Raw genomic sequence first — 25075 nt, 5'->3', positions numbered from 1 at the left:
CCCTTCAACTGCGCTTTCCGATCCTGGCAGCCCTCTCGGCGTCGTACCACCATAGCGAGGGAAAAGCGGATTGCCCGTATTTCGGCAGTTCCGTTGGACGGCCAAAGCGATCCCAGCGCGCGGTACGGACCTTGGGATAATTCCACTGCGGAACGACGTAGTGATTCCACAGCAGCACCCGGTCGAGCGCCTTGGTCGCCGCAACCAGGTCTTCCCGGCCCTTGGCGTAGATCAGGCGCTCGATCAATTTGTCGATCGCCGGGTTTTTGATGCCGATGATATTGCGTGAACCCGCCATATCGGCCGCTTGCGAGCCCCAATATTCGCGCTGCTCATTTCCGGGTGACAACGATTCCGGCCACGACGAGACGACCAGATCGAAATCCCAACTGCGAAGCCGGTTTTCATACTGTGTCGGATCGATTGTGCGCACGCTGACGGCGATACCGAGTCGCTCGAGAGAGGGTCTGAAGAACAACATGACGCGTTCGAAGGTCGGGTCTGCCCCCAGCAATTCGAGCGCAAATTGCGCCCCCGTCTTGCTATCGACCAGCTTGCGGTCGCGTACCTCGTACCCGGCTTCCTTCAGCAAGCGCAGCGCCTCACGCAGATTTTCGCGAACCGCTTCGGGACTACCGCCGATCGGATTGGTATAGGGCTTCGTGAATACCTCGGGAGGCACTTCTGCGCGGACGGCTTCGAGTATTTCCAACTCCCTGCCTTGCGGCAGGCCGCTGGAAGCCAGTTCAGTTCCATCGAAGTAGCTGCTGATGCGCTTGTACTGACCGAAGAATATCTGCTTGTTCATTTCCTCGAAGTCGAACGCAAAGTTCAGCGCCCGACGCACCCGCGGATCCTTGAACTGCTCACGCCGGATATTCAGCGCGAATGCTTGCATGATTCCGGAACTGCGGTTTGGAAACTCCTCGAGCAGCACGCGCTTGTCATTGACGGCCGGAAAGTCGTAGGCCGTTGCCCAGTTCTTGGCGCTGTTTTCAGTGCGCCAATCGACCTGGTCGCCCTTGAACGCCTCGAGCGCGACCGTCGAGTCCCGGAAATATTCCAGGCGCAACTCGTCGAAATTGTTACGTCCGACGTTCGCGCTGGAATCGCGCCCCCAATGGTCCTTCACACGCTCCAGCGTCAGCGTCCTTCCCGGGACAAACTCCTTGATGCGGTAGGCACCCGAGCCCAGCGGCTTCTCCAGCGTCGTCGCGGAGATGTCGCGCTTGCGGCCCTCGCTGTCAGTGCCCTCCCACCAATGCTTCGGCAGTATCGTGAGTTGCCCTACAATCTGCGGAAGCTCGCGATTGCCTGGCGCATCGAAGCTGAACTTGATGTCGCGATCACCGACTTTTTCAGCTTTCACCACATGCCGGTAGTACGCCGAGTACTGTGGATGATTTTGCTTGAACGCGTTGAGTGAGAAGATCACGTCGTCAGGCGTCACAGGCTTTCCGTCATGCCATTTCGCTTCCCGTCTGAGACGGTAGGTGACCCAGGAGAAATCCTCGGGATGGCTGACGGCTTCGGCCAGTTCGCCGTATTCGGTCGAAACCTCATCCAGCGACTGCGTCATGAGAGATTCATAGATCAGCTGAACGCCGCCTGCGAGCGAGCCTTTGACGCCAGCAACCACAAGATTGAAGTTATCAAACGTCCCGATCTGGATCTGGCGTACGGTGCCGCCCTTCGGGGCCTCCGGATTGACGTAGTCGAAGCGCTTGAAATCGGCCGGATACTTGATGTCGCCGAACAGCGAGAGCGCGTGCCGCCACTGCAGTCCATCTGTGGCGGACTGGGCGTGGGCGGCTTCAATCGCGGGAAGGTTCGCCGTGAGCCCGAGTGCCGGAGCCATGGCGGCTGCGGCGCTGCCTTGCAGAAGATATCGTCGGGTAATCGCCAAATGCAGAATTCCTGTTGCGGCTTGAACGTCGGTGAAGCCCCAAGCTATTGAGGACCGATTATAAGGCAAGGGTTCGACGAATTACGTTGCTTTTTCCTCATGATAGCAGGCCGGGAACAGTGCCGCTGCGGCGAAAAGTCCCGGTAACAAGGGCGCGATCATGGCAACGGCCAGGCAAGGGACACATAAGGCCAAGGGACCCATAAGACAACGGCCAGGCAATGCCTGGCCGCAATCCGATCAAACCCTGTAAGGCGGTCGATAGCTTTACTTCGCCGCGGTCGGCAGCGGAGCCGGGTTGTCCGAAAGGGTGCGCAGATAGGCAATCACGTCGGCGCGCTCGCTGTCTTTCTGAATGCCGGCAAAGCCCATCGCGGTGCCGGGAACAAAGCCCTTCGGGTTGGCTATGAATTTGTTGAGATCGTCAAAGGTCCAAGTGCCGCCCTTGCCCTTCATCGCAGCCGAGAAATTGAAACCGCCGCGCCCCTCGCCTTTCTTCTCGTTGACGACGCCGTAGAGGTTCGGGCCGACGCGGTTGGGGCCGCCCTTTTCGAAGGTGTGGCAGGCGGCGCACTTCTTGGCGGCGGCGGCGCCCTTCTCAACGGAAGCAGTCTGCAGCAGCTTCTCGATCGGCTCGGAGGGAGCTGCGGCTTCCTTTGCGCCACCGTGGGAGGCGTCTTCCTTGACAGCGATCTCGAAGCCCGGTTTTTCCGGCTTCACGGGCGCGAAAATCGCATGCGCGGCAAAGCTCGTCACCAGGACAACGAGGCAGGTGCCGAGGATGGCACCGAGAATCTTGTTGAGTTCGAAGGAGTCCATAGTTGGATCAGGCTCCAGGCCGGAAAGGTCGACTGAAGGCCGGCAAAACGGCCGCGGGTGCGCATCAGGAATCAGCCTTTCGCGCCGCACCCTCAGCAGGGGTTGAGATATCGGTTTGCCCGGGCTCTGGCAACCCGTATAAACGCCCCGACTTTCCGCCAGTCCCCCATTATTTCCGGCCTGTTTTGCTGGCCGACTGACCTCGTTCCGGATGACCGAAACCCGCATTCTGGTACTGATTCCCGCCCGCATGGCGGCGACCCGCCTGCCCGGCAAGCCGCTGCTCGACATCGGCGGCGTGCCGATGATCGTCCACGTATTGCGGCGGGCCGAGGAGGCCAAAATCGGCCGGGTGGCGGTCGCCACCGACACGCCGGAGATCGCAGCCGCGGTGAAGGCCGCCGGCGGCGAGGTGGTGATGACCCGTGCCGATCATCCTTCCGGCTCCGACCGGATCCATGAGGCCATGCGGACGATCGATCCCGATGGCCGGGCCGAGATTGTGGTCAACCTGCAGGGCGACTTTCCTACGATCGCGCCGGATACGATCCGCGCCGCGCTGCCGCCGCTCGACGACCCCACCGTCGACATTGCGACGCTGGCCTCGCAGATCCATACCGAGGAAGAAGATCAGGCCCCCAGCGTGGTAAAGGCGGTCGGCTCGCCGGTCGGCCCGAACCGGCTTCGGGCGCTCTATTTCACCCGCGCCACGGCGCCCCATGGCGACGGGCCGCGCTACCACCACATCGGCCTCTACGCCTACCGCCGCGCCGCGCTGGAAAGGTTCGTGGCGCTACCCCCGTCTCCGCTGGAGCAGCAGGAGAAGCTCGAGCAGTTGCGCGCGCTGGAGGCCGGGATGCGGATCGACATCACCATCGTCGACAGCGTCCCCCGCGGCGTCGACACCCCAGCCGACCTCGAAACCGCCCGCAAGATACTAGCCAGGACATACTAGCCAAGGCCTGACCGGCTGCTAAAAGGCCCGCCATGACCAAGAAACTCAAAATCGCATTCCAGGGCGAGCCTGGCGCCAATTCCCATATCGCCATCGTCGAGGCCTATCCCGATGCCGAGCCGTTGCCGTGCGCGACCTTCGAGGACGCGCTGTCGGCGATCTCCTCCGGAGAGGCCGATCTCGGCATGATCCCGATCGAGAATTCGGTCGCCGGCCGCGTCGCCGATATCCATCATCTGCTGCCGGCCTCCGGCCTGTTCATCGTCGGTGAATGGTTTTTGCCGATCCGCCACCAGTTGATGGCGGTGCGCGGGACAAAGCTCACCGACATCAAGACGGTGGAGAGCCATGTCCATGCGCTGGGCCAGTGCCGACGCATCATCCGAAAGCTCGGCATCAAGCCGATCGTCGCGGCCGACACCGCCGGCAGCGCGCGCGATGTCTCCGAGCGCGGTGACAAGGCCGTCGCCGCGATCGCCTCGCGCCTTGCCGCGAAAATCTACGGCCTCGATATCCTGGCCGAGGACGTCGAGGACGAGGCCCACAACACCACGCGCTTCGTGGTGCTGGCGCGCGAGGCGAAGTGGGCCGAACAGAGCTCGGGACCGCTGGTCACCACTTTTGTTTTCCGGGTACGCAACCTGCCGGCCGCGCTCTACAAGGCGCTCGGCGGTTTCGCCACCAATGGCGTCAACATGACGAAATTGGAAAGCTACATGGTCGACGGCGAATTCTCCGCCACGCAATTCTATGCCGACGTCGACGGCCATCCTGACGATCGCGGGCTGGCCTTTGCGCTGGAGGAGTTGAAGTTCTTCTCGCGGGAGTTTCGTATCGTCGGCGTCTACCCCGGGCATCCGTTTCGGGCGACGTTCAGCGAGAAGGCGGAGTAAATCCATCTGTCGTCCCTGCGAACGCAGGGACCCATAGCCACCGAACGCAATTGCTTTGGAAGGCGTCAGCCAAACCGCGCTATCGATAGATCACGCGGTATGGGTCCCTGCGCCCGTGCGCAATTGCGCACTAGGCAGGGACGACATTTGTTACGCGGCCGCCTTCTTCCCCAATCCGAATGCATTGGCCAGCAGACTATACGACCTCTTGCGCGCGTCGTGGTCGTAGACGGCGGTGATGATCATCAGTTCAGCCGGCTGACTCGCGGTGATCATCGGCTCAAGCTTCGACAGGATCGTCGCGGGACTGCCGACGAACAGCCGCGAGCGGTTGCGCATGACCGAGGCGCGCTCGGCATCCGTATAATCATAGGCCAGCGCTTCCTCGACGCTCGGCAGCGGCAGGTATTGCCCGCGGTCGCGGCGCAGGCGGTTGAGGTCCATCGAGGAAGCGAGCTGTTCGGCTTCCGCATCGGTTTCGGCAGCTACCGCAGCGACGGCGAGAATGCCGTGCGGGCCTTCCCGCCAGCCGGACGGCTTGAAGTGGCTGCGGTAGTTGGTCATCGCCGCGATCGCGTCATAGGACGCAAAATGATGGGCGAACGCGAAGCCCATGCCGACCTGCGCCGCCAACTCCGAACTATAGTCGGAAGAGCCGAGCAGCCAGATCGGCGGCAGCGGCGTGTCATCGGGCATCGCCACCACATTGTTGTAGGGATGGCCGGGTGGAAAACCGCGGGTCTCCCACAACACCAGTTCACTCAAGCGTTCGAGAAAATCGTCGCCCTCGCGGCGATCGAGCCGGCTGCGCAGCGCGTGCGCGGTGGCGCCATCGGTGCCGGGCGCGCGGCCGAGGCCGAGATCGATGCGGCCGGGAAACAGCGCCTCCAGCATCTTGAAGCGTTCGGCCACCACCAGCGGCGCGTGGTTGGGCAGCATCACGCCGCCGGAGCCGACGCGGATATTCTTCGTCACCGCCGCGATCTGCCCGATCATCAAGTCGGGCGCCGGGCTCGCCACCGAAGCCAGATTGTGGTGCTCGGCAAGCCAGTAGCGGACATAGCCGAGCCCATCGACATGGCGCGCCAGATCGATGCTGTTCTGCAGCGCGTGGGCCGGACGGGTGCCTGTGGTGACGACGGAGAGGTCGAGGACTGAAAGCGGGATCATGGCGCTAAACTAGTGCGGCACGCGAGGGCTACAAAGGCCCGGCCGGCGCAGATCAGGCCCGCGCTTGTAGGGAAAAGCAGCGGGAGGACGCGGACCAAGGGAGTGGGACGGCACGTGACAAGCGCGCAAAAATGACTATCTGCCCACAATTCAGAGCACTTCCTTGGGGGCTGAAATATATCCAACTATATGATTTACTTTACAATTATCCAAATCGTTACAGCCCACCGCTATTCTCGTAAAGTCCATATTTCGCATATTTTTACAATTATTGGGCCACTTCCCATGCACGATGGGCTGTTTGGCTGGGCTCGTTTGGCCTATTTTAGCTGACTGCCGCCAGGCCTGATGTCCGTCCATTCTTTCGGAGCTTTGTGAAGCGCCATGACCGAAGTTACGCCCCCCGCCGTTGCCGGCCATCGCGCGCTGCATTCGCCGAAGATTTCCTTCGAGTTCTTTCCGCCCAAGACGGAAGAGATGGAGCGGAGCCTGTGGGAGACCATCAACCGGCTGGCGCCGCTGACGCCGAATTTCGTGTCGGTGACCTATGGCGCCGGGGGATCCACGCGTGAGCGTACCCATTCGACCATTGCCCGTATCCTGAAAGAAACCCGCCTGACGCCGGCCGCGCATCTGACCTGCGTCGGCGCGCCGAAGGGCGAGATCGACGACGTGGTGGCGCGCTATCACGAGATCGGCGTGCGCCATATCGTGGCGCTGCGCGGCGATCCGACCACCGGCATCGGCACCGCCTATCGCGCGCATCCAGAGGGCTACCAGAGCTCGCCCGACCTGATCGAAGGCATCAAGAAGCGCTATCCCGATATCGAAATCTCGGTTTCGGCCTATCCCGAAAAGCATCCGGAGAGCCCGACCATCGATGCCGACATCGACACGCTGAAAGCCAAGGTCGATGCCGGCGCGGCGCGCGCCATCACGCAGGTGTTCTTCGATAACGACCTCTACTTCCGCTACCTCGATCGTGTCCGCGCCCGCGGCATCGACATTCCGGTCGTGCCCGGCATCATGCCGATGCACAATTTCAAGCAGGCGCGCAGCTTCGTGACGCGGGCGGGCACCACGGTGCCGGGCTGGCTCGCCGACAAGTTCGAAGGGCTCGACGACGACGCCGAGACGCGCAAGCTCGTTGCCGCCACCGTCGCCGCCGGCCAGGTGCAAAAACTGGCAAAACACGGCGTCGATACCTTTCACTTCTACACCATGAACCGCGCGGACCTCGTGTTTGCGATCAGCCATTTGCTGGGCATTCGCCCCAATGGCGCACAGAAAGCCGCCTGATCCGATGAGTGTTTCGATTTCGCCCAAGATTTCGCCAAAGCGTACCGCCCTGCTCGCCGCCGCCCGCGAGCGCATCCTGGTGCTCGACGGCGCCATGGGCACCATGATCCAGGGCCTGCAGTATGACGAGGCCGCGTTTCGGGGGCAGCGATTTGCGGACTTCCATCGCGATGTCAGAGGCAACAACGATCTTTTGATCCTGACGCAGCCGCAGGCGATCGAGGATATCCACGTGGCTTACTTGCGTGCGGGCGCCGACATCGTCGCGACAAATACGTTCTCCTCGACCTCGATCGCGCAGGCCGACTACGACATGTCGGACCTCGCCTATGAACTGAACCGCGACGGCGCAAAACTCGCCCGTGCCGCCGCGATGCGCGTCAGCGCCGAGGACGGCAAGCCGCGCTTCGTCGCCGGCGCATTGGGGCCGACCAATCGCACCGCTTCGATCTCGCCCGACGTTTCCAACCCCGGCTATCGCGCCGTCACCTTCGACGATCTGCGCAAGGCCTATGGCGAACAGATCAACGGCCTGCTCGACGGCGGCGCCGACATGCTGCTTGTCGAAACTATCTTTGACACGCTGAACGCCAAGGCCGCGCTCTACGCGATTTCGGAAATCACCGAAGAACGCGGCATCGACGTGCCCGTGATGATCTCGGGCACCATCACCGACAAATCGGGCCGGTTGCTGTCGGGGCAATTGCCGGAAGCGTTCTGGAATTCGGTGCGCCACGCCAGGCCGATCACCATCGGATTCAACTGCGCGCTCGGCGCCGAAGACCTGCGCGCCCATATCGCCGATATCGGCCGCGTCGCCGATACGCTGGTCTGTGCGTATCCGAACGCCGGCTTGCCCAACGAGTTCGGCCAGTATGACGAGACGCCGGAATACATGGCGCGGCTGATCGGCGAATTTGCCGAGGCCGGCCTCGTCAATATCGTCGGCGGCTGCTGCGGCACCACGCCGGACCATATCGCGGCGATTGCCGCCGCGGTTGCCCCGCACAAGCCGCGCGCGGTTCCCACGATCGAGCCGCGCCTGCGGCTCTCGGGCCTCGAGCCGTTCGAGCTGACGCCGGCGATCCCGTTCGTCAACGTCGGCGAGCGTACCAACGTCACCGGTTCGGCAAGATTCCGCAAGCTGATCACCGCGGGCGATTACACCGCGGCGCTTCAGGTGGCGCGCGACCAGGTCGAGAACGGCGCCCAGATCATCGACGTCAACATGGACGAGGGCTTGCTCGATTCCGAAGCGGCGATGGTGACGTTCCTCAACCTCGTCGCCGCCGAGCCCGATATCGCCCGCGTCCCCGTGATGGTCGACTCCTCGAAATTCCACGTGATCGAGGCCGGCCTGAAATGCGTTCAGGGCAAGCCTGTCGTGAACTCGATCTCGATGAAGGAAGGCGTGGAGAAATTCATCCACGAGGCCCGCATTGCGCGCCGTCATGGGGCGGCGGTCGTGGTGATGGCGTTCGACGAGGTCGGCCAGGCCGATACGTTCGCGCGCAAGACCGAGATCTGCAAGCGCGCCTACGACATCCTGGTCAACGAGGTCGGATTTCCCCCTGAGGACATCATCTTCGATCCGAACATCTTTGCGATCGCGACCGGGCTTGAAGAGCACAATAATTACGGCGTCGACTTCATCGAGGCGACGCGCTGGATCCGCCAGAACCTGCCGCATGCGCATATCTCCGGCGGCGTCTCGAATCTCTCGTTCTCGTTCCGCGGCAACGAGCCGGTGCGCGAGGCGATGCATTCGGTGTTCCTGTATCATGCCATCCACGCCGGCATGGACATGGGCATCGTCAATGCCGGGCAGATGATCGTCTATGACGACATCGATCCCGAGCTGCGGCAGGTCTGCGAGGACGTCATCCTGAACCGCGACGCGAACGCATCCGAGCGGCTGCTGGCGCTGGCGGAGAAATTCCGTGGCAAGGAGAAGCAGACCAAGGAGCAGGATCTGGCCTGGCGCGAATGGCCGGTCGAGAAGCGGCTCTCGCATGCGCTGGTGCACGGCATTACCGAATTCATCGAGGAAGACACCGAAGCCGCGCGAAAAAAGGTGGAGCGGCCGCTCAACGTCATCGAAGGTCCCTTGATGGCCGGCATGAACATCGTCGGCGACCTCTTTGGCGACGGCAAAATGTTCCTGCCGCAGGTGGTGAAATCGGCGCGCGTGATGAAGCAGGCGGTCGCCTACCTGATGCCGTTCATGGAAGAAGAGAAGGCGCGCAACCTTGCGAACGGCGTGACCGGCGACGGCCGCAACGCCGCCGGCAAGATCGTGCTCGCCACCGTCAAGGGCGACGTCCACGACATCGGCAAGAACATCGTCGGCATCGTGCTGCAATGTAACAATTTCGAGGTGATCGACCTCGGCGTCATGGTGCCCGCCAGCAAGATCATCGAGACCGCGAAGGCGGAAGGCGCCGATATCATCGGGCTGTCCGGCCTGATCACGCCCTCGCTCGACGAGATGAGCTTTCTGGCCGGCGAAATGGAGCGGCAGGGCATGAAGATGCCGCTGTTGATCGGCGGCGCCACCACGAGCCGCGTCCATACCGCCGTCAAGATCGACCCGAACTACAAGGGCGGCCCGGTGGTGCACGTCAACGACGCCAGCCGCGCCGTCGGCGTGGCGTCGTCGCTGCTCTCGCCCGAGCGGCGCGATGCCTATGCCGCCGACATCCGCGCCGAATACGCCAAAATTTCCGCAGCGCATTTCCGCGCGCAGGCCGACAAGAAGCGGCTGAAACTCGCGGACGCCCGCGCCAATGCGGTGAAGGCCGACTTCGCCCAGTCGCCGCCGAAGAAGCCCTCGTTCCTCGGCATCAGGAGTTTTGACGCCTATGATCTCGCCGAGCTCGCCGAGTACATCGACTGGACGCCGTTCTTCCAGACCTGGGAATTGACCGGACGTTTCCCCGCGATCCTCGACGATCCCAAGATCGGCGAAGTTGCGCGTTCGCTCTATGACGACGCCCGCAAGATGCTCGACCGCATCATCAAGGAAAAATGGTTCAAGGCCCGCGCCACCATCGGTTTCTGGCCGGCCAATGCCGATGGCGACGATATCGCCGTCTATGCGGACGATGCGCGAAACAAGAAGATCGCGACCTTCCACACGCTGCGCCAGCAACTGGAGAAGCGCGAAGGCCGCTTCAACGCCGCGCTGTCGGATTTCATCGCGCCCGCCCTCGTCCGGCGTGCCTGACTATATCGGCGCCTTCGTCGTCACCGCCGGGATCGGCGAGGACGCCGTCGCCGATCGCTTCAAGAACGCCAATGACGATTACTCCTCGATCCTGTGCAAGGCGCTGGCCGATCGCCTGGCGGAAGCCTTTGCCGAACGGCTGCATCAGCGCGTGCGCAAGGAATTCTGGGGCTACGCCCCGGACGAGGCGCTCGCTTCCGACCAGTTGATCCTGGAGCAATACGCCGGCATCCGCCCCGCGCCCGGCTATCCCGCGCAGCCCGATCACACCGAGAAGGCGACGCTGTTCCGCCTGCTCGATGCGCAGAACACCGCCGGCGTCAAGCTGACCGAGAGCTTTGCGATGTGGCCGGGCTCGTCGGTGTCGGGGCTTTATTTTTCCCATCCCGAAAGCTTCTATTTCGGCGTCGGCAAGATCGAGCGCGACCAGGTCGAGGATTACGCCGCGCGCAAGGGCATGAGCGTCGCCGAGACCGAGCGCTGGCTGGCGCCGGTGCTGAACTACATTCCGTCGCAGGAACAGGCGGCTGCGAAGGCCCCGACGGTGGCCGAGATCGTCCCCGCCAACGACGTCGCCTCCCATCCGCCGGGCTGCAATTGCGCGGTGCATCTGGCATATCGGAAGAAGGCTGTCGGAGCGTAGAGCCACTTTCTTCCCTTCTCCCCTTGTGGGAGAAGGTGGCGCGGACGAAGTCCGTGCCGGATGAGGGGTCTGTCTCCGCGGAAAGAACCCCTCACCCGTCTCAATCGTGCTTCGCGCGATTGATCCACCCCTCTCCCACAAGGGGAGAGGGGAAGAGAGATGCGGGGTGCCCATGAAATTCTTCTCCTTCTGGCGATCGCTGGCGAGTTTTCGCGTGCGGATCGCGCTCAATCTGAAAAACGTTCCGGCTGAGGTGATCTTCGTCGATCTCGACGCCAACGCGCATCGTGACGCCGAATATCGCAAGATCAATCCGCAGATGGCGCTGCCGGCGCTGGTCGAGGATGACGGCACCACGCTGTTCCAGTCGCTCGCGATCCTCGAATATCTCGACGAGAAATATCCGACGCCGCCGCTCTTGCCCGCTGACATCAGCGGCCGCGCCCGCGTCCGCGCGCTGGCGCTGATGGTGGCCTGCGAGGGCCATCCGCTGCTGACGCCGCGGGTGCGGCGCTATCTCGACCACGAACTCAACCTGCGCGACAGCCAGCAGGCGGCATGGCGGCGGCACTGGATCGTCGAGACGCTGGCCGCGCTGGAGGGGCATCTGGCAGGCAACGGGCATACGGGCCAGTTCTGTCATGGCGATCTGCCGACGCTCGCCGACATCTGCATGGTCGGGCATGTCACCATCGCGATCTCACAACAGATCGATCTCGCGGCATGGCCGACCGTGAAGCGCATCTTCGAAACCGCGATGGCGCTGCCGGAGTTTGCGAAGGCCCACCCGCTGGCGCAGCCGGACACGCCAGAAGCTATGCAGCCCAAGGCCTGAAAGCGAGCTGGCCACCCGGCGGCGCGACTCCCCGGACACGCCGCACCCGGCCTGACAAAATCGCGAAAACAACCCCATGCAAAGTAGGATTGGGCCTGCGGCTCACGCGCGTGCAAGCGCAGCGGCCGCGGCAAGAGCGTTTTCCAGCGAAGTGGAGACCGGTTCGCGTCAAAAAGGCTCCGCGGCCGTGGCCCGGCCCCGCCGAGCTCAATCGCCGCTGGGCGGCGCCAGCGGCTGCACGATGTCCTGGAACGGCGGCAGCGCCTCGCAAGCGGCGGCATGCGCCCTCAGCGCCCGATAGCTGGCGTCGAACAGTTCGGGATGCGCCTCGCCGACAAAGCGCAGCACGCAGGCGACCGCGACATCGGCGTGGCCGATCTTCTCGCCGAACCAGTACGGCGTCTTGACCGCCTCCCGCTCCTTCTCCAGCACCTCCAGCACGCCCGATATCTGCGACTTGCAGCGCTCGACCCAGAGATCGAGCTGCTTCTCCTTCCGCAGCACGCGCTCGTACAGCAGGCTGACGCCCTTGTCGCCAAGCCCCATCGCCAGCGCGCAAATCCGCAAATGCCGCCGCCGCGCCTCGCCGCTCCGCGCAATCATCGCTTTTTCGGGGCCGACGACATCGTCGAGATGATCCAGGATCATCGCGCTCTCGATCAGCGCCTCGCCGCTGTCCAGCACCAGCGTCGGCACCCGCCGCAGCGGGTTATAAGCCGCGATCTTGTCGGCATCGCCGAAGGTCGACCACGGCTTGTGCTCGAAGGCGATGCCATAGAGCCGCATGGCGATGGCGACGCGGCGGACAAAGGGGGAGTCGAATTGGCCGATCAGGATCATGATTTCTTTCACCTCGTCATGGCCGGGCTTGACCCGGCCATCCATCTACTTTGAAGTGATCATATTGAAGGCGGAGGATGCCCGGATCAAGTCCGGGCATGACGTTCTGAGACCGGGAGAACGACATTGCCACCTCTGCCACGCGTCCTGCTCATACTGTCCTTGCTGACATTTGCCGCCACCGCCCACGCCCAATCCGGTCCCGCCGGTTTCCAATCGCCATCCAAAAACATCGCCTGCCAGTATTTCGACTACGACAAGCAGAACACGCTCCGCTGCGACATCAGCGCCATGGAAACCAAGCCGCGCCGCCCGGCCGATTGCGACCTCGACTACGGCGGCGCCTTCGAGATGAACGCCAAGGGCCCCGCCGTGCGCCTCTGCCACGGCGACACCGTGATGGACAAGTCGCTGCCGGTGCTTGGCTATGGCGAGGTGTGGCAGCGCGGCGGGTTTACGTGCAGGTCGGAGCAGACGGGCGTGACCTGCTTCAACGCGGACCGGCGCGGATTCTCGCTGGCGCGGTCGAAGCAGGACATTTTTTGAGAACGCACAGCCCTCTCCTCGTCATGGCCGGGCTTGACCCGGCCATCCACGTCTTCGCTTCGAAGAAGGGAAGCAAGACGTGGATGCCCGCGACAGGCGCGGGCATGACGGTGAGATAGGGCTAATCCTCCCCCTCATCGCTCGCCAGCACGCCCCTCACCGCCCGCGCCCAGCCTGCCAACTTCCGCTCGCGCGTCGCCGCACTCATCGCCGGCTTGAAGCGATGTTCGAGCCGCCAGTTGTCGGCGAACTTTGCGGGTTCGGGATAGACGCCGGCCTGTAGTCCCGCGAGATAGGCGGCCCCTAACGCCGTGGTTTCCTGGATCATCGGACGGTCGACTGGCGCGTCGAGCAGGTCCGCGAGGCGCTGCATGGTCCAGTCGGAGGCGGTCATGCCGCCGTCGACGCGGAGCACGTTGGCGGCCTTCTCGCCGGGCCAGTCGGCGCGCATCGCTTCGCGGAGATCGTAGGTCTGGTAGCAGACGCTTTCCAGCGCGGCATGGGCGAGTTCAGCGGGGCCGGTGTTGCGGGTGAGGCCGAACAGCGCGCCGCGGACGCGGGGATTCCAGTAGGGGGCGCCGAGGCCGACGAAGGCCGGCACCAGATAGACGCTCTGCATGGAATCGGACTTGTCGGCGAGGGGGCCGGTCTCGGAGGCCTGCTTGATGATGCCCAGCCCATCGCGCAGCCATTGCACGGCGCTTCCGGCGACGAAGATCGAGCCTTCGAGGGCGTAGGTGCGTTTGCCGTTGAGTTGATAGGCGATGGTGGTGAGCAGCTTGTTCTTCGAGGCGACCGGCGTGGTGCCGGTGTTGAGCAGCGCAAAGCAGCCGGTGCCGTAGGTCGACTTGATCATGCCGGGGGTGAAGCAGGCCTGGCCGATGGTGGCGGCCTGCTGGTCGCCGGCGATGCCTGAAATGGCGATCGAGCCGCCGAACAGATCGGCGTCGCTGTCGCCGAATTTGGCGGAGGAGTCTTTTACCTCGGGCAGCATCGAGCGCGGCACGCGCAGGAGTTTTAAGAGCTCATCGTCCCACTCGCCGGTGTGGATGTTGAACAGCAGCGTGCGCGAGGCGTTGGTGGCGTCGGTGGCGTGCACCTTGCCGCCGGTCAGCCGCCACAGCAGATAGCAATCCACGGTGCCGAACATCAGCTCGCCGCGCCCGGCGCGTTCGCGCGCGCCCGGGACGTGATCGAGGATCCATGCGACTTTCGTGCCGGAGAAATAGGGATCGATGATCAGGCCGGTCTTGGCCGAAATGCCAGGCTCGTGGCCTTCGGCTTTGAGTTTGGCGCAGATGTCTGATGTGCGGCGGTCCTGCCAGACGATGGCGCGGTGCACGGCCTGCCCCGTCGCGCGGTCCCACACGACGGTGGTCTCGCGCTGGTTGGTGATGCCGATCGCGGCGATGTCTTTCGCTTTGAGGCCGGCCTTTTCCAGCGCGGCGCGGCAGACTGTGATGGTCGAGGTCCAGATGTCCTCCGGCTCGTGCTCGACCCAACCGGAGGCCGGGAAATGCTGCGGGAATTCCTGCTGCGCCGTGGCGGCGATGGAGATGTCGCTGCGAAACACGATGGCGCGTGAGGACGTGGTGCCCTGATCGATGGCCAGCACAAAGGACATGACGTTGCTTCCCCGGGAGGTTTTGGTTGCTGCCCAAGGGAGCGGATTGGGCTCCGTTCGTCAATATCACTCCGCTGTCGTCCCTGCGAAAGCAGGGATCCACCACCGGCATTCATTGTTGCGGAAAGCGTCTGCCAACCCGGCTTGAGCCGAGGGCACAACGCGGTATGGGTCCCTGCGTTCGCAGGGACGACAGTGTGGGGTACGACCTACGTCGCCGCCGTCGTCACGCCGCCATCGACCACGATGGTCTGGCCGGTCATGAACGTCGAAGCATCGGAGGCCAGATAGGCCACGGCGCCGGCGATTTCGTCGGGTTCGCCGATGCGGCGGAGCGGGGTGGTGGCGGTGCGGCGCTTGAGATTGTCAGGGTCTTCCCACAGCGCCTTGGCGAAATCGGTCTTCACCAGGCCCGGCGCGACGCAGTTAACGCGGACGCCCTTCGGGCCCCATTCGCCGGCGAGGCTGCGGCACAGCGCGAAATCGGCGGCCTTGGAGATGCCATAGGCGCCGATCACGGTGGAACCGCGCAAGCCGCCGATCGACGAGATGATCACCACCGAGCCGTTGCCTCGTGCCGCCATTTGCGGGATCGCCAGCGCGCAGAGCCAGATGTTGCTCTTGACGTTGGAGCCCATGATCTTGTCGAAGGCCTCGTCCTTGATGTCGAGCAGCGGGCCGTAATAGGGGTTCACCGCGGCGTTGCAGACGAGGATGTCGACCTTGCCGTAATGCTTGGTCGTGCCTGCGATCAGCGCCTCGACTTCGTCGCGGCGGGAGATGTTGCAGGGAATGACATGGGCGTCGCCGCCCGCTTCCTTGATGCCGTCGGCGACTTCGTGGCAGGCATCGGCCTTGCGGCTGGAGATCACGACCTTTGCGCCGAGCTTGGCGAGCAGTTCGGCGGAAGAGCGGCCGATGCCGCGGCTCGAGCCGGTGATGATGGCGACTTTTCCGGTGAGATCGAACGGGGTGTTTTTCATTGTTGTTTTCTCCCTGTTATCCGTTTTGCGTCACAACGGCTCGTCATGCCCGGGCTTGACCCGGGCATCCATCTTTCGAAAAGCGATGGATTGCCGGGTCAAGCCCGGCAATGACAGATGCAACTACACCAGCCCACCCGCGTCGGTGACGCGGCGGAGGTGGTAGTCGGTGTCGCCAAACGTATTCTCGATCATGGTGAGCCGCTTGAAGTAGTGGCCGATCTTGGCCTCCTGCGTCATGCCGATGCCGCCGTGAAGCTGGATCGACTGCTGGCCGATGAACTTGCCTGATTTGCCGATCTGCACCTTGGCGGCGGCGACCGCGGTCGCGCGCTCCTTGGCGCTGTCGAAATCGGCCGCCATGGTCGCAAACATCGACATGCTGCGGGCCTGCTCGAGCGCCACGAACATGTCGGCGGCGCGGTGCTGCAGGGTCTGGAAGCTGCCGATCGGCACGCCGAACTGTTTTCGGGTCTTGAGATATTCGACCGTGCTCTTCAGCGATTCATCCATCGCGCCGACGGCTTCCGCGCACATCGCGGTGCGGGCTTCATCCACCACGCGCTCGATCAGCGGCAGAGCGTTCTCGGGATCGCCGATCGCGGCATCGGCGCCGACCTCGACGCCGGTCAGCGTGATGTCGGCGGCATGCAGGCCGTCCTGGGTCGGATAGCCCTTGCGGGTGACGCCCTTGGCATTCGCCGGCACGATGAACACGCCGATGCCGGTCTTGTCACGCTGGCCGCCCTTGGTCCGCGCGGTCACGATCAGGGTGTCGGCGTTCTCGCCGTTGAGCACGACGAACTTTTCGCCGTCGATCACCCATCCCGACCCCTTCTTCTTGGCTGATGTCGCGACATCGCCGAGATCGTAGCGCGAATTCTTCTCGAGCTGCGCAAACCCAAAGGTCTTGCTGCCGTCGATGATGCCGGGGATGTGGGCGGCTTTCTGCCCGGCCGAGCCGCCATGGCGCAGGAAGCCGCCGCCGATCACGACGGTGGCGAGATACGGCTCCAGCACCAGCGCCTTGCCGAGCGCTTCCATCACGATCATGGTCTCGACCGCGCCGGCGCCAAAGCCGCCATCGGCTTCGGCGAACGGCAGGCCGAGCAGACCCTGCTCGGCGAGCTTGCCCCAGACGGCCTTGCTCCAGCCGCCCTTCTCCTTCTGGTACTTCTTGCGCGCATCGAAATCGTAGGAATCGGTCAGGAGACCGTCGATGCTTTCCTTGAGAAGGCGCTGCTCCTCGGACAAATCAAAATCCATGTTCGTTACTTTCTCCAGATAACCAAATTTTCTCCGTCATGCCCGGGCGTGTCCCGGGCATCCACGTCTTGCTTTCCTTGCGTCAAGACGTGGATGGCCGGGTCAAGCCCGGCCATGACGACGGTGCGTGCGGTCGCGTATTGCGACCTTAAAGCCCCAGCACCGCCTTGGTGATGATGTTGCGCTGGATCTCGTTGGAGCCGCCGTAGATCGAGACCTTGCGGTTGTTGAAGTAGCTCGGCGCGATCTGGGCGGTCCAGTCCATGGTCTCGTTGGAGCCGTCATCGCCATGCACGTCGTAGGGTGCGGCGAACGGGCCGATCACTTCCATCAAAAGTTCGGTCGTGGTCTGCTGGATTTCCGAACCCTTGATCTTCAACACCGAGGACGCCGGGTTGGGCTTGCCCTTGCCGTGCTTGCCTTCATCCGCGACGACGCGGAGCTGCGTGAGCTCGAGCGCCTTCAGCTCGATCTCGCAGGCGGCGAGTTTTTCGCGGAAGCCCTGGTCCTCGATCACGGGCTTGCCGTTCTGTTCGACCTTGGAGGCGAGATCCTTGATGCGGCGCAGCCGCTCCTTGGAGACGCCGACGCGGGCGATGCCGGTGCGCTCGTTGCCGAGCAGGAACTTTGCGTAATCCCAGCCCTTGTTCTCCTCGCCGATCAGATTCTCGACCGGCACCTCGACGTCATCAAAGAACACTTCGTTGACCTCATGGCCGCCGTCGATGGTCTCGATCGGGCGCACGGTGACGCCCTTCGACTTCATGTCGAAAACAATGAAGGAGATGCCCATCTGCTTCTTCGCAGTGGTGTCGGTGCGGCACAGGCAGAAGATCATGTCGGCGTGCTGCGCCAGCGTGGTCCAGGTCTTCTGGCCGTTGATGATATATTTGTCGCCCTTGCGCTCGGCCTTGGTCTTGAGCGAAGCGAGGTCCGATCCCGAGCCGGGCTCCGAAAAGCCCTGGCACCACCAGTCGTCGACATTGGCGATGCGCGGCAGATACTGCTTCTTCTGCTTCTCGTTGCCGAAGGTGTAGATGACGGGGCCGACCATGCTGACGCCAAACGCAAGCGGCGCCGGCGCCGGGTGCATCTGCAGCTCTTCGTTGAAAATATAGTGCTGCACCGAGGTCCACCCGGTGCCGCCATATTCCTTCGGCCAGTGCGAGCAGCCCCAGCCCTTCTTGTTCAGGATGCGCCACCAGGCGACCATCTCGTCCTTGGAGAGGTGACGCCCCTCCACCATCTTGCGCCGCGTTTCCGGCGGCACGTTGTCCCGGAAGAAGGCCCTCACCTCCTCACGAAACGCGATTTCTTCCTTGCTGAAAGCGAGATCCATCGGATCCTCCTGTGAGCGAATTTGACTCTGTAACGCGAACTGTTCTCTATCGTCGTCCCTGCGAACGCAGGGACCCATAACCACCGGCCTCAGTTGCAAAGATCGTCTGCCAGATTGCCCTTACGCCAGGCCGCGGCGTATGGGTCCCGGCTCAAGGCCGGGACGACAGTGAAGTTAGGAACGACCTCCTGAAACGAGTTGCTGTTTGGCCTGCGAAGGCTGTTGCTGCATCCGCAATTCGTGGCGCGATAATTTCCCGACCGGCGTGCGCGGCAGCTCGTTGACGAAATCGACCGCGGCCGGAATCTCGTGCTTGCCGAGCTTGCCGGTGAGGAAGGCGCGCAGTTCGTCCAGCGTGAACGGCTTGGCGTCGTTGCGCAGCTTGATGAAGGCCTTGGCGGCCTCGCCACGATAGTCATCGGGGATGCCGATCACGATCACTTCCTGCACCGACGGATGCGTGTATATCGCCTGTTCGATCATCTGCGGATAGACGTTGAAGCCGCCGGAGATGATCATGTCCTTCTTGCGGTCGACCAGATAGAAGTAGCCGTCGGCGTCCATGTAGCCGATGTCGCCGGTGAGGAAGCGGTCGCCGACGAAGGCTTCGGCGGTTTCCTTCGGCCGGTTCCAGTAGCCCTTGGTGACGTTCGGTCCGCGGATGCGGATTTCGCCGGCCTCGCCTACCGGCATCAATTTGGTCGGGTCTTCCAGCGACACCACGTCCATCTCGATGCCGGGCAGCATCAACCCGATCGAGCCTGATTTGTCCGGACCTTCCTTGGGGTGAGCCGTGCCGGGCGAGCAGGTCTCGGTCATGCCCCAGCCGCTCTTCAGCTTCATGCCGACCCGGCGCTCGAAGATTTTGGCGACCTCGACCGGCAGCGGCGCGCCGCCGGAGCCGCAGGACACCAGCGAGGACAGGTCGCGCTTGTCGAGATCGGGAAGTGCTGCGATCGCGATCCACATCGTCGGCACGCCCGGGAATGAAGTGGCGCGCTTGACCTCGATGTCGCGCATGACAGCCTCGACGTCGAAACGTTGATGCAGCGAGATCAGATGGCCGCGCCGGATCGCGGAGAGCAGCACCACCGTCAGCGCGTAGATGTGGAACAGCGGCAACACGCAGATCACGCGCTCGATGGCGTTGCGCTCGGCGCGCGCTGGCCTGCCCCAGACGTCGTAGACCGACACCGCCGAGGTCAGGTTGCCGTGGCTCAGCATGGCGCCTTTTGGAAGCCCTGTCGTGCCGCCGGTATATTGCAGCAGCGCGACGTCATCGGCCGAGATCGCGGGCCATTGCGCCGGCTTCGCCGCGCCATCGGTGAATTGCCGGTAGGTGATGATCTTCGGATTATTCGGCAGCGCCGTCTGCGGCGTGCCGACCTTGCCCCAGTGATCGTCCTCGCAGACGATCAGGCGGTCGAGCAGGCCGTGAGCGAGAAACTTCAGCGCGGTCGGCAACAGCGCCGACAGATTGCTGGTGACCAGCACCCGCGCGCCGGAGTCCGTAAGCTTGTGCGACAGCGCGATCTCGCCATCGAGCGGTGACAGGTGCACGACGCGGGCACCCGCCTTCAGCGCGCCGAAGAAATTGACGGGATGATCCGGCGAATTGCCGAGGAACAGCGCGACCGAATGGTTCTTGCCGTAGCCGGCGCGAAGAAACGCGCCGGCGGCAATCTCGACCTTGTCTTCCAGTTCGGCGTAGCTGATCGGCCGGTCGCGGAATTCGATCGCCGGCCGCGAGGCGAATTCGGCGGCGGCCTCCGACAACAAGTCCGGCAACGTTCCGCGCGCGATCGGATCGTCCCAGCGGACGCCTTCCGGATAGAACTGTTCGCCGGGATGGGTCATGGAAGCTTTCAGCGCCCCAAGTCGTCATTCCGGGGCGCTCGCGGCCAGCGAGCGAACCCGGAATCTCGAGATTCCCCGATGTGCAGTGCACATCTGAGGTCTGGTGCTAACGCACCATCCCGGAATGACGTGCGGTGAGAGCAGTGCCCCATCAAGCCGCCTTCGACTGCGCGGCCAGCGACGCAAAGGTCTTGCCTTCGGCGGCGAGACGCTTGAGCAGCGGAGCCGGTTCGAGCGAGGGATCATTGGTCTCCTTGGCGTAGTAGGAGAGCCGATCGGCGATGTGCTTGAGACCGACCTGGTCGGCGTAGAACATCGGGCCGCCGCGATAGATCGGCCAGCCATAGCCGTAGAGCCAGATCACGTCGATGTCGCTCGGACGCGCCGCGATGCCCTCTTCGAGGATGCGCGCACCCTCGTTGATCATCGGGTACATCATGCGCTCCAAGATCTCGTCGTCGCTGACGACCCGCTTCTTGCGGCCGAGGCGCTGCAGCGTCTCGTCGATCAGCTTCTCGACTTCCGGATCGGGCAGCGCCGCGCGGGAGCCTGCTTCATACTTGTAGTAACCCTTGCCGGTCTTCTGGCCGAAGCGCCCGGCCTCGCACAGCGCGTCGGCGATTTCCGACTTGATGCCGCGGTCTTTCCGCGAACGCCAGCCGATATCGAGGCCGGCGAGATCGCTCATCGCGAACGGGCCCATCGGCATGCCGAACCTCGTCACCACGGCATCGACCTGCTGCGGCAACGCGCCTTCGAACAGCAGCTTTTCCGACTGCTTGCCGCGCTGGGCCAGCATGCGGTTGCCGACAAAGCCGTCGCAGACGCCGACCACGGCCGGCACCTTTGCAATCTTGCGCGCGATCGACACCGCGGTCGTCAACGCATCGGGCGCGGTTTTTTCGGCGCGGACGATCTCGCACAGCTTCATGACGTTGGCAGGCGAGAAGAAGTGCATGCCGAGCACGTCCTGCGGACGCTTTGTCACTTTCGCGATCTCGTCGATGTTGAGGTACGAGGTGTTGGAAGCGAGCACCGCGCCCGGCTTGGCGTGCTTGTCGAGCGCCTCGAACACTTCCTTCTTGACCGCCATGGTTTCGAACACGGCTTCGATCACCAGGTCAGCGTCCTTGACGTTCTCCAGGCCGACCACGCCCGTGATCAGGCCCATGCGCTTGGCCGGGGCATCCGCGGGGATACCGCCACGCGCCGCGGTGGCCTCGTAGTTCTTCTGCATCACGCCGAGGCCGCGCTTGAGCTGCTCCTCGCCGGTCTCGACCAGCGTCACCGGAATACCGGCGTTGGCGAACGACATCGCGATACCGCCGCCCATGGTACCGGCGCCGATGATGGCGACGCGCTCGACCGGACGCGGCTTGGTGCCTTCGGGCACGCCGGCGATCTTGGCGGCTTCGCGCTCGGAGAAGAACGCATAGCGCTGCGCCTTGGACTGGTCGCTGGATACCAGCTTGAGGAAACCTTCGCGCTCCTTCTTCAACCCTTCGTCGAACGGCAGTTCAATGGCGGCGCGCACCGCATCGGCGGCGGCGAACGGCGCTTCCAGCCCGCGCGCCTTCTTGGTCAGGGCTGCGACTGCGTTGGTGAAGATCGAAATGTCGGCCTTGGCCGCCGCAAGCTTGGAGTCGTCGTCGCGCAGCTTGCGCAGCGGGCGCTTCTCGGCCAGCACCTTGAGCGCAAAGGCCTTGCCGCCCGAAGCCGGTCCTTCGACGATCTCCTCGATCAGGCCGTTCTTGAGCGCTTCCGCCGCGCCGATCGGATCGCCGCTGACGATCATCTTGACCGCGAGTTCGGGGCCGACCGCGCGCGGGAGCCGCTGGGTACCGCCGGCGCCCGGCAGCAGGCCGAGCTTCACTTCGGGCAGGCCGAGCCTGGCTTCCTTGGTGGCCACGCGATAGTGGCATGCCAGTGCGACTTCGAGGCCGCCGCCGAGCGCGGTGCCGTGAATGGCGGCAATGATCGGCTTCGGCGAGTTCTCCATCAGAACCAGCACCTCGGCGAGGCCCGGGGGCTTCGGCGGCTTGCCGAATTCGGTGATGTCGGCGCCCGCGATGAAGGTACGGCCGGCACAGGTCAGCACGATTGCCTTAACTTCCGCATCCGCAATCGCGCTCTTCATGCACTCCAAGATACCGCCGCGCACCGCCGCGCTCAGCGCGTTGACGGGAGGGCTGTTGACCGTGACGATGGCGATGACGTCATTACGCTCGAGTTTTACCACTTCGCTCACGGGACTCTCCCTGGATCGTTTGTTCTCTGGATCGTTTGTTCTTGGATGCCGCGCAACTTGCGTTGAGTGGCTACGGTCGATTTTACTAATTTCGCACTGCGAAATTTAATTCCACATCTTGACACGGAGGGTTATTTTGAAGCACGTCCGTTGTCAACGAGCTCATCAGCAGTAACGGGTAATGAAGCGTCCAGGGAAAAAGGTGGCGACCGATCGCAGCTTCGTCGTCGCACTCTCCCGCGGACTCGATGTGTTGCGCGCATTTCATCCCAACGACGGACTGCTCGGCAATCAAGAACTCGCCGCCCGCACCAATTTGCCAAAGCCGACCATTTCCCGGCTGACCTACACCCTGACCAAGCTGGGTTATCTTACACCCGTTCCGCGCTTCGAAAAGTATCAGCTCGCGCCATCAGCCATGGCGCTGGGGTATGCCGCCCTTGCCAATCTCGGCGTTCGGCATTTGTCCGAACCCTATCGTGAAGAACTGATGCGCGAGACCGGCGGCGCCGTCGCCGTCGGCGGACGCGACCGTCACAGCATGATCTATTTCGGGCAGAGCCGTAACGGGTTGACGCTCGGCGTACAGCTGGACGTCGGTTCACGCGTACCGATTGCGACGTCGGCAATGGGACGCGCCTATATCTGGGCACTGCCCGACGACGAACGTGCCTCTTTATTGCGCGAGCTGCGCGACCATTACGGCAGCCGATGGGCGCGGATGCGCGAAGGCATCGAACGCTCGGGCGAAACGGTGGCGAAATACGGCTTCGCGATTTCTGCAGGCGAATGGCAGAACGACGTGCACGCCGTAGGTGTAGCGCTGAAGCTCAATGACGGAACCGGGCCGTATGCCTTCAATTGCGGCGCGCCGGCATTCCGCTTTACGGAAGATCGCTTGCTGACCGACATTGGACCTCGCCTGGTCACGATGGTAAGGAAAATCGAGGCAGCGCTGGGCGGCGCAGCACCGCAATCCAAAAAAGCAGACAACAAAAAACTAAAACCAGGAGGGAAAGTTGCACGTTTGGCCGAGGGGATCAGATAGTCTTCACCATGACCGGCGAAAATATTCGCAAGGTCATTTCCGCTCCGTGATCAGGGCGGGCGGGACGCGATGACGCAGGCACAGCTCGCGCAGGGAAATGCTCCCCTGCTCGCGGTTCGCGACGTCAGCGTCGTGTTCGGCGGCATCATCGCGCTGAATGGCGTATCCTTCGACATGCACGAAGGCGCAATCCTCGGCCTGATCGGACCGAACGGCGCCGGCAAGACCACGCTGTTCAACTGCCTCTCCAGACTCTATCAGCCGTCTTCCGGCGATATCCTGATGGAGGGCGCGAGCATCCTGACGCGTCCGCCGCACCGGATCGCCGAAATCGGCATCGGCCGCACTTTCCAGAACGTCGCGCTGTTTCCCAATCTTTCAGTGCTCGACAATGTTCGCGTCGGCACGCATTCCCGCACGTCCAGCGACATCGTCAGTGACTCGCTGAAGCTCGGCAAAGTTCGCCGCCTCGAAGCCGAGGTCAACAAGAAGGTCCATGAGATTCTGGATTACCTGAATCTCAATGACGTCGCCCACACCATGGTTTCCGGCCTGCCGTTCGGCACCCAGAAGCGCGTCGAGCTGGCACGGGCGCTGGCCGCCGATCCGAAAATCCTGCTGCTCGACGAGCCCGCCGGCGGCCTCAACCACGAGGAAGTCTACGTCCTCGGCGACCTGATCCGAAAGCTTCGCGACGAGCGCCACCTCACCGTGCTGCTGGTCGAGCATCACATGGGTCTGGTGATGTCGATCGCCGACCATGTCGTCGCCCTCAACTTCGGCCGCAAGCTCGCCGAGGGAACGCCGGCCCAGGTCCAGGCCGACCCGGATGTCATCAAAGCCTATCTCGGGAGCAAGGACCAATGACCGCGATGCTCAACATCAAGGATCTCCGCGCCTATTACGGCCAGGTCCAGGCGCTGCACGGCCTCTCCTTCGCGCTCAACGAAGGCTCCCTGACCACCCTGCTGGGCGCCAACGGCGCCGGCAAGACCACCACCTTGCGCGCGATCTGCAACATGGTGCGTTCGACCGGCGCGATCGAGTTCGAGGGCAAGCCGCTGTCCGGCAAGTCGACCGAAAACGTGGTCCGTCTCGGCATCGCGCATGTGCCGCAGGGCCGCGGCACCTTCACCACCATGACGGTGGAGGAAAACCTGCAGTTGGGGGCCATCACCCGCACCGACAAGAAGAACATCGTCGCCGATATCGAGCGTATGTACGAGCACTTCCCGGTGCTGAAGGAACGCCATACCCAGCAGGCGGGCACGCTGTCGGGCGGCGAGCAGCAGATGCTCGCGGTTGCGCGTGCGCTGATGCTGCGGCCGCGGCTGATGCTGCTGGACGAGCCGTCATTCGGCCTGGCGCCCCTGATCGTGCGCGAGCTGTTCAAGATTCTCGGCAAGATCAACCGCGAGGACAAGGTCACCATCCTGGTGGTCGAGCAGAACGCGCAACTGGCGCTGGAACTCGCCGACCAGGCCTATGTGATCGAAACCGGGAAGATCGTGATGTCGGGCAACGCCAAGGACATCGCGACCAACGAAGACGTCCGCAAATCCTATCTCGGCTACTGAG

The 25075-nt window shown here is 63.3% G+C and carries 18 protein-coding genes and 1 pseudogene; 9 read left to right on the top strand and 10 right to left on the bottom strand.

Translation table 11 applies throughout. The annotated features are described in order from the left end of the window. Positions 1–4: 4 nt before the first annotated feature. Both V1293_RS27820 and V1293_RS27815 read right to left on the bottom strand, forming a co-directional pair. Positions 5–1906 carry an extracellular solute-binding protein gene (locus V1293_RS27820; RefSeq protein WP_334513931.1) on the bottom strand — a complete coding sequence of 634 codons (1902 nt, stop codon included), beginning with the start codon at positions 1904–1906 and terminating at the stop codon, positions 5–7. A 267-nt stretch (positions 1907–2173) separates the two neighbouring features. Beyond that, positions 2174–2725, bottom strand: coding sequence for a c-type cytochrome (locus V1293_RS27815; RefSeq protein ID WP_334513930.1), 552 nt, complete (start codon positions 2723–2725; stop codon positions 2174–2176). 211 nt (positions 2726–2936) lie between these two features. Here V1293_RS27815 and V1293_RS27810 point away from each other — a divergent pair, with 211 nt between their 5' ends. Both V1293_RS27810 and V1293_RS27805 read left to right on the top strand, forming a co-directional pair. Beyond that, entirely contained in the window at positions 2937–3680 is a 744-nt protein-coding gene (locus V1293_RS27810) for a 3-deoxy-manno-octulosonate cytidylyltransferase (protein WP_334513929.1), read from the top strand. A 32-nt stretch (positions 3681–3712) separates the two neighbouring features. Further along, positions 3713–4573 carry a prephenate dehydratase gene (locus V1293_RS27805; protein ID WP_334513927.1) on the top strand — a complete coding sequence of 287 codons (861 nt, stop codon included), beginning with the start codon at positions 3713–3715 and terminating at the stop codon, positions 4571–4573. A 150-nt stretch (positions 4574–4723) separates the two neighbouring features. On the opposite strand, the gene V1293_RS27800 is transcribed toward V1293_RS27805, so the two are convergent. Beyond that, positions 4724–5743, bottom strand: a complete 1020-nt coding sequence (locus tag V1293_RS27800; protein ID WP_334513925.1) for an LLM class flavin-dependent oxidoreductase — start codon at positions 5741–5743, stop codon at positions 4724–4726. A gap of 384 nt (positions 5744–6127) precedes the next feature. On the opposite strand from V1293_RS27800, the gene metF reads away from it, so the two are divergent. From metF to maiA, 3 genes and pseudogenes are all read left to right on the top strand, one after another. Next, the gene (gene metF, locus V1293_RS27795; RefSeq protein ID WP_334513923.1) at positions 6128–7042 is read left to right on the top strand and encodes a methylenetetrahydrofolate reductase [NAD(P)H]; all 915 of its coding nucleotides are present in this window, start codon (positions 6128–6130) and stop codon (positions 7040–7042) included. 4 nt (positions 7043–7046) lie between these two features. Continuing rightward, positions 7047–10911: pseudogene (metH, locus tag V1293_RS27790) on the top strand (methionine synthase). A gap of 172 nt (positions 10912–11083) precedes the next feature. Then, entirely contained in the window at positions 11084–11746 is a 663-nt protein-coding gene (gene maiA / locus V1293_RS27785; RefSeq protein WP_334513921.1) for a maleylacetoacetate isomerase, read from the top strand. Positions 11747–11953: 207 nt separating this feature from the next. On the opposite strand, the gene V1293_RS27780 is transcribed toward maiA, so the two are convergent. Next, positions 11954–12586, bottom strand: a complete 633-nt coding sequence (locus tag V1293_RS27780; protein WP_334516934.1) for a glutathione S-transferase family protein — start codon at positions 12584–12586, stop codon at positions 11954–11956. A gap of 126 nt (positions 12587–12712) precedes the next feature. On the opposite strand from V1293_RS27780, the gene V1293_RS27775 reads away from it, so the two are divergent. Further along, the gene (locus V1293_RS27775) at positions 12713–13132 is read left to right on the top strand and encodes a DUF6636 domain-containing protein (RefSeq protein WP_334513919.1); all 420 of its coding nucleotides are present in this window, start codon (positions 12713–12715) and stop codon (positions 13130–13132) included. Positions 13133–13253: 121 nt separating this feature from the next. Here V1293_RS27775 and glpK read toward each other — a convergent pair whose 3' ends face one another. From glpK to V1293_RS27745, 6 genes are all read right to left on the bottom strand, one after another. After that, positions 13254–14756 carry a glycerol kinase GlpK gene (glpK, locus tag V1293_RS27770; RefSeq protein ID WP_334513918.1) on the bottom strand — a complete coding sequence of 501 codons (1503 nt, stop codon included), beginning with the start codon at positions 14754–14756 and terminating at the stop codon, positions 13254–13256. Positions 14757–14965: 209 nt separating this feature from the next. Beyond that, positions 14966–15739 carry an SDR family NAD(P)-dependent oxidoreductase gene (locus tag V1293_RS27765; protein ID WP_334513916.1) on the bottom strand — a complete coding sequence of 258 codons (774 nt, stop codon included), beginning with the start codon at positions 15737–15739 and terminating at the stop codon, positions 14966–14968. A gap of 123 nt (positions 15740–15862) precedes the next feature. Further along, positions 15863–17005 carry a pimeloyl-CoA dehydrogenase small subunit gene (gene pimD / locus V1293_RS27760; RefSeq protein WP_334513914.1) on the bottom strand — a complete coding sequence of 381 codons (1143 nt, stop codon included), beginning with the start codon at positions 17003–17005 and terminating at the stop codon, positions 15863–15865. Positions 17006–17153: 148 nt separating this feature from the next. Continuing rightward, positions 17154–18344, bottom strand: coding sequence for a pimeloyl-CoA dehydrogenase large subunit (pimC, locus tag V1293_RS27755; RefSeq protein ID WP_334513912.1), 1191 nt, complete (start codon positions 18342–18344; stop codon positions 17154–17156). 174 nt (positions 18345–18518) lie between these two features. Then, the gene (pimA, locus tag V1293_RS27750; RefSeq protein ID WP_334513910.1) at positions 18519–20201 is read right to left on the bottom strand and encodes a dicarboxylate--CoA ligase PimA; all 1683 of its coding nucleotides are present in this window, start codon (positions 20199–20201) and stop codon (positions 18519–18521) included. A gap of 151 nt (positions 20202–20352) precedes the next feature. Continuing rightward, on the bottom strand, positions 20353–22449 hold the full coding sequence (locus tag V1293_RS27745) for a 3-hydroxyacyl-CoA dehydrogenase NAD-binding domain-containing protein (RefSeq protein WP_334513908.1): 2097 nt from the start codon (positions 22447–22449) through the stop codon (positions 20353–20355). A gap of 181 nt (positions 22450–22630) precedes the next feature. Here V1293_RS27745 and V1293_RS27740 point away from each other — a divergent pair, with 181 nt between their 5' ends. The 3 genes from V1293_RS27740 to V1293_RS27730 all read left to right on the top strand — a co-directional run bounded on the left by V1293_RS27740 (position 22631) and on the right by V1293_RS27730 (position 25074). Next, positions 22631–23497, top strand: a complete 867-nt coding sequence (locus V1293_RS27740; protein ID WP_334513907.1) for an IclR family transcriptional regulator — start codon at positions 22631–22633, stop codon at positions 23495–23497. Positions 23498–23566: 69 nt separating this feature from the next. After that, positions 23567–24364, top strand: a complete 798-nt coding sequence (locus V1293_RS27735; protein WP_334513906.1) for an ABC transporter ATP-binding protein — start codon at positions 23567–23569, stop codon at positions 24362–24364. After that, a complete protein-coding gene (locus tag V1293_RS27730) occupies positions 24361–25074 on the top strand; it encodes an ABC transporter ATP-binding protein (RefSeq protein WP_334513904.1) in 714 nt (237 codons plus the stop codon). The genes V1293_RS27735 and V1293_RS27730 overlap by 4 nt, the downstream gene beginning before the upstream one ends. Position 25075: the final 1 nt, after the last annotated feature.

The organism is Bradyrhizobium sp. AZCC 1693 (assembly GCF_036924745.1).
In the GTDB taxonomy this organism is placed as follows: domain Bacteria; phylum Pseudomonadota; class Alphaproteobacteria; order Rhizobiales; family Xanthobacteraceae; genus Bradyrhizobium.
This window is presented reverse-complemented; position numbering and strand designations above follow the sequence as displayed.

What these genes read in the sequence shown, in the direction of transcription:
- V1293_RS27815 (WP_334513930.1), bottom strand. Translation starts at nt 2,725, where the DNA reads ATGGACTCCTTCGAACTCAACAAGATTCTCGGTGCCATCCTCGGCACC.
- V1293_RS27810 (WP_334513929.1), top strand. Translation starts at nt 2,937, where the DNA reads ATGACCGAAACCCGCATTCTGGTACTGATTCCCGCCCGCATGGCGGCG.
- V1293_RS27805 (WP_334513927.1), top strand. Translation starts at nt 3,713, where the DNA reads ATGACCAAGAAACTCAAAATCGCATTCCAGGGCGAGCCTGGCGCCAAT.
- V1293_RS27800 (WP_334513925.1), bottom strand. Translation starts at nt 5,743, where the DNA reads ATGATCCCGCTTTCAGTCCTCGACCTCTCCGTCGTCACCACAGGCACC.
- metF (WP_334513923.1), top strand. Translation starts at nt 6,128, where the DNA reads ATGACCGAAGTTACGCCCCCCGCCGTTGCCGGCCATCGCGCGCTGCAT.
- maiA (WP_334513921.1), top strand. Translation starts at nt 11,084, where the DNA reads ATGAAATTCTTCTCCTTCTGGCGATCGCTGGCGAGTTTTCGCGTGCGG.
- V1293_RS27780 (WP_334516934.1), bottom strand. Translation starts at nt 12,586, where the DNA reads ATGATCCTGATCGGCCAATTCGACTCCCCCTTTGTCCGCCGCGTCGCC.
- glpK (WP_334513918.1), bottom strand. Translation starts at nt 14,756, where the DNA reads ATGTCCTTTGTGCTGGCCATCGATCAGGGCACCACGTCCTCACGCGCC.
- V1293_RS27765 (WP_334513916.1), bottom strand. Translation starts at nt 15,739, where the DNA reads ATGAAAAACACCCCGTTCGATCTCACCGGAAAAGTCGCCATCATCACC.
- pimD (WP_334513914.1), bottom strand. Translation starts at nt 17,005, where the DNA reads ATGGATTTTGATTTGTCCGAGGAGCAGCGCCTTCTCAAGGAAAGCATC.
- pimC (WP_334513912.1), bottom strand. Translation starts at nt 18,344, where the DNA reads ATGGATCTCGCTTTCAGCAAGGAAGAAATCGCGTTTCGTGAGGAGGTG.
- pimA (WP_334513910.1), bottom strand. Translation starts at nt 20,201, where the DNA reads ATGACCCATCCCGGCGAACAGTTCTATCCGGAAGGCGTCCGCTGGGAC.
- V1293_RS27740 (WP_334513907.1), top strand. Translation starts at nt 22,631, where the DNA reads ATGAAGCGTCCAGGGAAAAAGGTGGCGACCGATCGCAGCTTCGTCGTC.
- V1293_RS27735 (WP_334513906.1), top strand. Translation starts at nt 23,567, where the DNA reads ATGACGCAGGCACAGCTCGCGCAGGGAAATGCTCCCCTGCTCGCGGTT.
- V1293_RS27730 (WP_334513904.1), top strand. Translation starts at nt 24,361, where the DNA reads ATGACCGCGATGCTCAACATCAAGGATCTCCGCGCCTATTACGGCCAG.